We start from the raw sequence: 8,638 nt of genomic DNA on the forward strand, positions 1-8,638 counted from the left end.
GCGTAGCCCTGGCCATGATGGCATTCTCCATTGCCGTCGCGGCCGCGACTGGACGTGGCATGAGCGCAAACTTTCATTTCTGCGGCAAATATAGTCCACAAAAATTCATTTGGAAAGGGGCTGCCCCGACGGAGGATGCGTTTGCTGAACTCAATCTTTCTTGTAGAGCAGCCAACCTTTGCCGGCACGGCCGGCCATGGTGGAATGCCTTGTCACGCGGTTGCGACCGCTGACCTTGGAGCGGTAGAGCGCACGGTCGGCCTTGGTGTAGAGGTCTTCCGGGTTGTCGGCCTCGGAAGCCATGCAGATGCCCATGGACACGGTCACGGTGCCATAGTTCATGCCGGTCTGGCTGCTGGTGAACGGCGTCTGTTCGATCAGCACGCGGATCCGCTCGGCGATCTCGTAGGTGGTGTCCTCGCTGGCGCCTTCGACGATAAGCGCGAACTCCTCGCCGCCCGTGCGGGCCACGAACATGTCGGCGCGGACGCTGGATCGGAAGATCTCGGCGACGATCTGTATGATCTTGTCGCCTACCGGGTGGCCGTAGCGGTCGTTGATGTCCTTGAAGCGATCGATATCGGCAAGGATCAACGCGTTGAACAGGATGCCGCGGTTGCTGTTGTAGATGCGGGTGATTTCCTTGTCGAAGGCGCGGCGATTCCAGATCTGCGTCAGCGGATCGGTATCGGCGAGCCGCTTGTATTCCTCGAGCTTCGATTTGACGCTCTCGAGTTCGGCGGTCTTTTCGCTGAGCGTGCTGGCGATCTGGCGGTTGTGGTCCAGCGTCGAACTGGTGGCTGCCGACATGGCGCCGGCAATCTTGTGCAGCAGATCCTGCGAGAGCAGGCTTCGATTGCTCAAGCCGCTCGACGTCTCGTCGAGGATGCGGCCGTATTTTTCGATATGCGTGCGCTCGCTCCGCAACAGCGAGGCGATGTCCTCGAGCTCCTTGGCGACCATCTCGCGGGCATGCTCGACAATGGCGGGGCCATGGTGCTGCGGGAAGAAGCTGCGCCCGATGCCGTCGAGATCCTCCTGCGTTGGCCGGTTGCTCAACGAGACGACGGCAAGGCTGAGTTCGTGATTGCTGCCGTTGAGCGCTTCGTAGAAGATCTCGTAGTTGCGCGGCAGGCCGAGCACGCCAAGCTGGCGCATGGTCGCCACAACGGTGCTGGCGATGTCGCTATTCCTGTCGGTCGGGACCGCTGCCGGTTGCATATCCTGTTCATCACCCTTCAGTGCGACCGGAGACCTTGCCACCGCCGGGAGTCGCCCACACGGGGATTTGAATCAGAATTGCGATGCGATGGCGCGTCCCCAACACGACCATCGCTTGCAGGAATCATAAATGCAGCCGCGCTAAAGTTTCCTTAATAGCCTGCATTTCCTCATCATTGTCGCTACCACAGGGGGCAGTTCGGTGCAGAAACGGCTTTCGAATAGCGCCGCTTCGGTGTCGCATTTGTCCATGCCCGGCAACCATAAAGCTGGAATTCTGTCCGGCGACGATCGAGGCGAACGATATCGAAGGAGGCCGGGATGGACGACAATCATAGTGGATCGTGCCTGTGCGGGGCGGTGCGCTTCAGGACGAGGGGACCGTTGCGCGGGGTGGTCTATTGCCATTGCTCGCAATGCCGCAAGCAAACCGGCCATTTCGTTGCCGCGACCGCCTCGAAAGATGCCGATATCGACATAGAGGGCGCCGAGGCGCTCACCTGGTATGGCGCTTCCGATGTCGCGAAACGCGGCTTCTGCCGCGGCTGCGGCTCGGTGCTGTTTTGGAAGCACAACGAACTGGACACCATCTCGATCATGGCCGGTTCGTTCGACAAACCGACCGGCCTTTCGGCCGAAAGCCACATCTTCGTCGGCGACAAGGGAGATTATTACGCGATCTACGACGGGCTGCCGCAGTTCGAGAAGTCGACGCCGGCGATCAAGGTTGCGGACGGATGATTTTGGGCGGCTTCCCTTGATCCGGCCATTGCGATAATCCCCTGCCTGTGACTCGAAACGAGGCTGGGCATGCAGCGGCTGATCGACGCTTTCATCAATTCGGTGCGGGCTTTCCGCAAGCTGGCTGCCCATGAAAAGGCATTCCAGCAGGAACTCTTGCTGCTGGCGCTTGCCCTGCCGGCTGGCTGGTTCATCTCGGTGTCTTGGCGTGGCTATGCGCTGTTGATCGCCGCAGTGCTGCTGCTGATCATAGTCGAAGTGCTCAACACCGGAATCGAGGCGGCCTGCGATGCGTTCAGCCGCGAATTCAACGTCGACATCCAACTCGCCAAGGATTGTGGTTCGCTGGCCGTGCTGATTTCGATCGTGGTTGCGGCCGCTGTCTGGGCCATCGCTCTTATCGAACGCATCGTCGGAGCGCCGATCTGATCTTGCCGGTACAGGACGAAACCCAGAATCAACGATTTGCCTGGCCGTCCCGTGCGTCCTTGACGCGCTCCTTTCCGGCGAAGTGGTGAGCGACCAGCCAAGCAAGGATCGCCACCCCCAGACCGACCGCCAACGCAATCAGCAGACGCTCGTGACGGGCGAACGCCTGGCCGACCATGCGCTCCGCTCCCAATCCGAAGACGTAGCCGACAGTGCCGAACAGGGCAGCCCAGACCGCCGACGAGATGGCGTTCAGGATGACGAAGCGCGGCACCGACACGGTTGACAGCCCGGCGGCGATGCCGCCGACAAGGCGCATCCCGTAGACGTAGCGGTTGGTCAGCACGAAGATGTTGGGATGGGTGTTGAGCAGGCGGTAGGCGCGGCGGAACCCGGGCCGCCTGCGCAGCCTGACGACATAGGGATGATCGGCAAAGCTGCGGCCGAGGGTGAAGAAGAACGTGTCGCCGGCGAAGGCGCCGAGAAATGCGGCCACGAAAGCCTGCCAGAGCACGAAGACCTGCTGATGCGCGAAGAAGCCGCCAAGGATCGCGGCGCTTTCGCCCTCGGCGACGCAGCCCAGGAATACCGCGACCAGGCCGTATTGTTCGATGAGACGGTGGATAACCTCGGTCATCAGCTTTCGGACCGCGCCGACAGCTTCTCGTCGATCCGCCTGATCTGCTCGGCCATGCGCAGGATCTCGTCGCGCATGCCGATGATTTCGCTGTGGCGCAGCTCGTCGAGCTTTTCATGCAGGGCCATGATCTCGATCTCGGCCTTCAGGTTGACCTCATAATCGTGGGCGGCGTCGATGCGGTCGCGCTCGGTCTGGCGGTTCTGCGACATCATGATCACCGGCGCCTGCAGGGCGGCGACCATGGAGAGCACGAGGTTGAGGAAGATGAAGGGGTAGGGGTCGAAAGCGTCGCGCGAAAGCAGCCAGACATTGCCGAAAGTCCAGAAGATGAGGAAAGCGATGAAGCCGAGGATGAAGGACCATGAGCCGCCGATCCGGGCGATGGTGTCGGCGACGCGGTCGCCAAAGGTCAGGTGAAAGGCGATCGCCTTGTTGGTATCCCTGGTGATGGTGGTGCGTTCGAGCGTGGATTGCAGCACGCGGCTCTCAAGCGGGCTCAAACCATCCGGCCTTCGCTTCAGCCAGCGGTTCGCCATATCCTCGACCGTCTTGTTCATCGTCTTCTCCATCGCCAGGCCTGCATATCTGCTCCCACGCAATTCCGGACGGAAAACCGCAATGCACTTTTCCTGGAATTGCTCATAGAGGTAGAGGCTGCCGGCGTGAACGGGAAGTGATAGATTGATCGGCACAGGCGAGGACGCAGATGCTTGACTTCCAGAAGATTCGAGCCCGGGCGGCAAAGCGCAAGGGCGGTGAGGAAGCGCTGGCGTCGCTGCTCGGGCCGATGCCCGACAATCGGGCAGTGGCGAAGGTCCCCGACGACCGCATCCTCTCCACCATGGCCGAGCGCATCTTTGCCGCCGGCTTCGTCTGGCGCGTGATCGAGCAGAAATGGCCGGGTTTCGAGGAGGCCTTCCTTGGTTTCGAGCCGAAGCGGCTCCTGTTTCAGCCGGACGATTTCTGGCACGAGCTCGCTTCCGACAAGCGGATCGTGCGCAACCCGCAGAAGATCAAATCCGTCCGCGACAATGCCGCCTTCGTCGATCGGGTGTCAAAGGAGCATGGCAGCTTCGGCAAATTCCTCGCCGAATGGCCGGCTAACGACCAGGTCGGGCTGACCGCCTATCTCGCCAAGCACGGCAGCCGACTCGGCGGCAATACCGGCCAGTATTTCCTGCGCTGGCTGGAATGGGACACCTTTGTCGTCTCGACCGACATGGCGGCGGCCTTGCGCGATGCCGGCCTCGACATCGCCGAAAGCCCGACCTCGAAGCGAGATCTCGACAGGATTCAGGCCCAGATCAATCAATGGTCGGCCGAGACCGGGCTGCCGCGCCGGCACATATCGCGCATCCTGGCGATGTCGATCGGCGAGAACCGCTCCGTGGAAGCGCTAAGCGAGTACATGAACGACTAGGCCTGACCGGCGAGATGTCGCGATCGAAATCGATCGATCAGGATACGATCGAAAATCGATCGATCCTAATTGGCACAAGCAATCGGCATTGCCGCGCGTGTTCGGCCACGGTAAATCCGCTGCATGACCCACGCACCCGACATCCTGCGCATCGCTGTCGCCCAGCTCAATCCGACTGTCGGCGACGTCGCCGGCAATCTTGCCAAGGCGCGCGAGGCGAGGGCGGATGCCGCCCGCCAGGGCGCAGACCTCGTGCTCTACACCGAGCTCTTCCTCGCCGGCTACCCGCCGGAAGACCTGGTGCTGAAGCCGGCCTTCCTGAAAGCTTGCGAAAAGGCAGCGCAGGATTTCGCCAAGGACACCGCCGATGGCGGTCCGGGCGTCATCATCGGCACGCCGCTGAAGCGCAAGTCGGGCACGCACAATTCGATCGTCTTCGCCGATAGCGGCAAGATCATTGCCGAACGCTACAAGCTCGATCTGCCGAACTATGGCGAGTTCGACGAGAAGCGTGTCTTCCAGGCCGGGCCGGAACTGCAGGGGCCGGTCAATTTCCGCGGCGTGCGCATCGGCGTTCCGATCTGCGAGGACATCTGGGGCGATATCGCCGTCTGCGAGACGCTGGCCGAAAGCGGCGCCGAGATCCTCCTGGTGCCGAACGGCTCACCTTACTACCGCGCCAAGATCGACGTCCGCCACCAGGTCGTCATCCGCCAGGTCATCGAAACCGGCCTGCCGATGATCTATGCCAACCAACTCGGCGGCCAGGACGAGCTGATCTTCGATGGCGCCTCGTTTGCCATCGGCGCCGACAAGACGCTCGCCTTCCAGATGAGCCAGTTCGAGGAAGCGGTCGCCGTCACCACATGGAAAAGAAGCCGCGTCGCCGCAGGCGCGCAAAATGCAAACAATTCCGACCATTGGGTCTGCTCGGAAGGCCCGATGTCGAAGATTCCCGAGCGGGAAGAGGCCGACTACCGGGCGTGCATGCTCGGCCTGCGCGACTACGTCAACAAGAACGGCTTCAAGAATGTGGTGCTCGGCCTCTCCGGCGGCATCGACTCCGCGATCTGCGCCGCGCTGGCCGTCGACGCGCTCGGCGAGGAGCGGCTGCGCACCGTCATGATGCCCTACCGCTACACATCCAAGGACTCGCTGAAAGACGCCGAGGACTGCGCCCGTGCCCTCGGCTGCCGCTACGACATCGTGCCGATCTTCGAGCCTGTCGAAGGTTTTCGGCACGCGTTGACCCAGCTCTTCGAAGGCACGCAGGAGGGCATTACCGAGGAGAACCTGCAGAGCCGCGCGCGCGGCACGATCCTGATGGCGATCTCGAACAAATTCGGCTCGATGGTCGTCACCACCGGCAACAAGAGCGAGATGTCGGTCGGCTACGCCACGCTCTATGGCGACATGAATGGCGGCTTCAACCCGATCAAGGACCTCTACAAGATGCAGGTCTATGCGCTGTCGCGCTGGCGTAACAGTCATGTGCCGCCGGGCGCGCTCGGCCCATCGGGCGAGGTGATTCCGAAGAACATCATCGACAAGGCGCCGTCGGCCGAGTTGCGCGAGAACCAGACCGACCAGGATTCGCTGCCGCCCTATCCGGTGCTGGACGACATCCTCGAATGCCTGGTCGAGAATGAGATGGGCGTCGACGATATTGTCGCGCGCGGCCATGACCGTGCCACGGTGGCGCGCGTCGAGCATCTGCTCTACATCGCCGAATACAAGCGCCGGCAGGCAGCGCCGGGGGTGAAGATCACAAGGAAGAATTTCGGCCGCGACCGCCGCTACCCGATCACCAACCGGTTCCGGGATCGCGGCTAGCATATCTTCCAGTATGTCGACACAGCCCATGCCTGACGTTGAAATCAGCTTCGACCCGTCGCGGATCGACTTCCGGGCGACCTCGGACCAGTTGATGGCGAGCTATTGGGGCGGCGCGCGCAACGACGAGATGCATCATCGAGCCTTCGCCCACTCGCTTTGCGTGGGCGCCTATGTCGACGGCAAGCAAGTCGGCTTCGCCCGAGCGATCACCGATTACACGGTCTTCGCCTATCTTGCCGACATCATCATCTGGCCGGAGCATCGCGGGCGTGGCATTGGCAAGCGGCTCGTGCAGGCCCTCCTCGACCACCCCGAGGTGAAGACCGTGTCCCATTGGAGCCTCACGACCAGCGACGCCCACAGCCTCTACCGGAAGTTCGGGTTCGAGACCGACGGGCGCTATATGCGACTGGAGCGCAACCCTGCTGCCTGACGGCTCGGATCTGGCACAACCGGCCGTTGTTGCAAATTCATCGCAGTGCTTGGGCCAAATGTCGTTTTGGCGACAGCCTGCCTTGGCGAGGTGGTGAGCCGACTCTATAAGAGCCTCTCCGCGATTCCCTTTCGGGAGGACCGTATGGCAGGATTTGACATCGTTATGCGAGGCCGCGAGGCCTAGGTCCGCGCCGCTCCGAAGGGCTTTCGGAGCAAGGCAGGACCTGGGAGAGGCTTTTGCCGTTGCCGGTCGCCGCCCCAGGGCGAGCGGCCAGCCATATTGAACCCTCCGCATTGCAGGCGCCCAGGCGCCGCCGCGGGTTTTCCAATTCGACTTTACCGGGACCGGGCACATTTGCGCCCGGATAATATCATGGCTCGTTTCAAGATTGATCTGCGCGCCAGCGCCTTTCGCAGCGTGCTTGGCTTCACGTTCGGCCACTGGCGCCGCCAGCCGTGGCGGCTGTCGCTCATCATGGGCGCGTTCCTGCTCTCGACGCTCGCCGATGTGCTGACGCCGCTCTATTCCGGGCGGCTGGTCGATGCAGTCGCCAGCAGCGCCGGCGCCGATGAGGTTGCGTGGCACGCCGCAATGACGGCGTTCTCGATCCTGATGGCGCTGGCGCTTGCCGGCCTTGTGCTGCGCAACGCCGCCTTCATGGGCATTGTCGAACTCACGCTGAAGATGATGTCGGATATTGCCGCCGACGCCTTCCACCGCGTGCAGCGCTTCTCGACCGATTGGCACGCCAACAGCTTCGCCGGATCGACTGTGCGCAAGATCACGCGCGGCATGTGGGCGCTCGACCTGCTCAACGACACGATCCTGATCGCGCTGTTGCCGTCGCTCGTCATGCTCGTCGGATCGACGCTGCTGCTCGGCTGGTTCTGGCCGATGATGGGATTGGTGGTCGCGATCGGCTCGGTGCTGTTCATTGCCGTCACCACGATGCTGTCGCTCGGCTATGTCGCGCCGGCGGCACGCCTTGCCAACAGTTGGGACACGCGCGTCGGCGGTTCGCTGGCCGATGCGGTGAGCTGCAACGCAGTGGTCAAGGGCTTCGGCGCCGAGGCCCGCGAGGAGACGCGCCTTGCCAGGGTCGTGGCCAAATGGCGGCTGCGCACGGGCCGCACCTGGGTTCGCGGCACGCTCAACGGCACCACGCAAGGTACGATGCTGCTTCTGATGCGGGCCGCGGTGATCGGCCTTGCGCTGATGCTCTGGGCATGGGGGCAGGCGAGCGCCGGCGATGTCGCCTTCGTGCTGACGTCGTTCTTCGTCCTGCAAGGCTATCTGCGCGACATCGGCACGCATATCCGCAATCTGCAGCGCTCGATCAACGACATGGAGGAACTGGTCGACTTCCGGTCGGAGCCGCTCGGCATCGAGGACCGGCCCGGTGCGCCGCCGATCCGGATCACCGATGGCCGCATCACGTTCGACAAGGTGACGTTCCACTACGGCAACCATCGGCTGCCGCTCTATCGCGACTTTTCGGTCGAAGTCGCGGCGGGAGAACGCATCGGACTGGTCGGGCATTCGGGATCGGGCAAGACGACCTTCGTCAAGCTGATCCAGCGCCTCTATGACGTGAACGCGGGCAGGATCCGGATCGACGGCCAGGATATCTCGCAGGTGGCGCAGGCATCGCTGCGCAGCCAGATCGCCATCGTGCAGCAGGAGCCGATCCTGTTCCACCGCTCGCTGGCCGAGAACATCGCCTACGCAAGGCCGGGCGCCACGCAGGCCGAGATCGAGCATGCGGCGAAGCTCGCGAGCGCGCACGATTTCATCGCCAATCTGCCCAAGGGCTACGGAACCCTGGTCGGCGAAAGGGGCGTGAAGCTGTCGGGCGGCGAGCGCCAGCGTGTGGCGATCGCGCGCGCCTTCCTGGCCGATGCGCGCATCCTGATCC

The 8,638-nt window shown here is 62.7% G+C and carries 9 protein-coding genes; 6 read left to right on the forward strand and 3 right to left on the reverse strand.

Features of this window, described 5'->3' with window-relative positions:
• Positions 1–150 precede the first annotated feature (150 nt).
• Complete coding sequence (locus EOA38_RS19905) at positions 151–1,221, reverse strand: GGDEF domain-containing protein (RefSeq protein WP_126093510.1); 1,071 nt, start codon at positions 1,219–1,221, stop codon at positions 151–153.
• Positions 1,222–1,542: 321 nt separating this feature from the next.
• Between EOA38_RS19905 and EOA38_RS19910 the strand changes: the two genes are divergently transcribed.
• Entirely contained in the window at positions 1,543–1,962 is a 420-nt protein-coding gene (locus EOA38_RS19910; RefSeq protein ID WP_126093511.1) for a GFA family protein, read from the forward strand.
• A gap of 69 nt (positions 1,963–2,031) precedes the next feature.
• A complete protein-coding gene (locus EOA38_RS19915; RefSeq protein ID WP_126093512.1) occupies positions 2,032–2,391 on the forward strand; it encodes a diacylglycerol kinase in 360 nt (119 codons plus the stop codon).
• A 28-nt stretch (positions 2,392–2,419) separates the two neighbouring features.
• On the opposite strand, the gene EOA38_RS19920 is transcribed toward EOA38_RS19915, so the two are convergent.
• Positions 2,420–3,028 (reverse strand): DedA family protein, encoded by a 609-nt coding sequence (locus EOA38_RS19920; RefSeq protein WP_126093513.1) that lies wholly within the window; start codon positions 3,026–3,028, stop codon positions 2,420–2,422.
• A complete protein-coding gene (locus EOA38_RS19925; protein WP_126093514.1) occupies positions 3,028–3,588 on the reverse strand; it encodes a DUF1003 domain-containing protein in 561 nt (186 codons plus the stop codon). Before EOA38_RS19925 ends, EOA38_RS19920 begins: the two co-directional genes overlap by 1 nt.
• A gap of 149 nt (positions 3,589–3,737) precedes the next feature.
• On the opposite strand from EOA38_RS19925, the gene EOA38_RS19930 reads away from it, so the two are divergent.
• From EOA38_RS19930 to EOA38_RS19945, 4 genes are all read left to right on the forward strand, one after another.
• The gene (locus tag EOA38_RS19930) at positions 3,738–4,451 is read left to right on the forward strand and encodes a DNA-3-methyladenine glycosylase I (protein WP_126093515.1); all 714 of its coding nucleotides are present in this window, start codon (positions 3,738–3,740) and stop codon (positions 4,449–4,451) included.
• 123 nt (positions 4,452–4,574) lie between these two features.
• Positions 4,575–6,284, forward strand: a complete 1,710-nt coding sequence (locus EOA38_RS19935) for an NAD+ synthase (RefSeq protein WP_126093516.1) — start codon at positions 4,575–4,577, stop codon at positions 6,282–6,284.
• A gap of 28 nt (positions 6,285–6,312) precedes the next feature.
• Complete coding sequence (locus EOA38_RS19940) at positions 6,313–6,720, forward strand: GNAT family N-acetyltransferase (RefSeq protein WP_126093517.1); 408 nt, start codon at positions 6,313–6,315, stop codon at positions 6,718–6,720.
• A 375-nt stretch (positions 6,721–7,095) separates the two neighbouring features.
• Positions 7,096–8,638: ABC transporter ATP-binding protein (locus EOA38_RS19945; protein WP_145966004.1), on the forward strand; the 1,543-nt coding region annotated here is incomplete at its 3' end.

The sequence above is a fragment of the Mesorhizobium sp. M1E.F.Ca.ET.041.01.1.1 genome (genome assembly GCF_003997355.1).
Taxonomy (GTDB): Bacteria; Pseudomonadota; Alphaproteobacteria; order Rhizobiales; family Rhizobiaceae; genus Mesorhizobium.

Coding starts and splice junctions, on each gene's coding strand:
- EOA38_RS19905 (WP_126093510.1), bottom strand. CDS start 1,221: ATGCAACCGGCAGCGGTCCCGACCGACAGGAATAGCGACATCGCCAGC.
- EOA38_RS19910 (WP_126093511.1), top strand. CDS start 1,543: ATGGACGACAATCATAGTGGATCGTGCCTGTGCGGGGCGGTGCGCTTC.
- EOA38_RS19915 (WP_126093512.1), top strand. CDS start 2,032: ATGCAGCGGCTGATCGACGCTTTCATCAATTCGGTGCGGGCTTTCCGC.
- EOA38_RS19920 (WP_126093513.1), bottom strand. CDS start 3,028: ATGACCGAGGTTATCCACCGTCTCATCGAACAATACGGCCTGGTCGCG.
- EOA38_RS19925 (WP_126093514.1), bottom strand. CDS start 3,588: ATGAACAAGACGGTCGAGGATATGGCGAACCGCTGGCTGAAGCGAAGG.
- EOA38_RS19930 (WP_126093515.1), top strand. CDS start 3,738: ATGCTTGACTTCCAGAAGATTCGAGCCCGGGCGGCAAAGCGCAAGGGC.
- EOA38_RS19935 (WP_126093516.1), top strand. CDS start 4,575: ATGACCCACGCACCCGACATCCTGCGCATCGCTGTCGCCCAGCTCAAT.
- EOA38_RS19940 (WP_126093517.1), top strand. CDS start 6,313: ATGCCTGACGTTGAAATCAGCTTCGACCCGTCGCGGATCGACTTCCGG.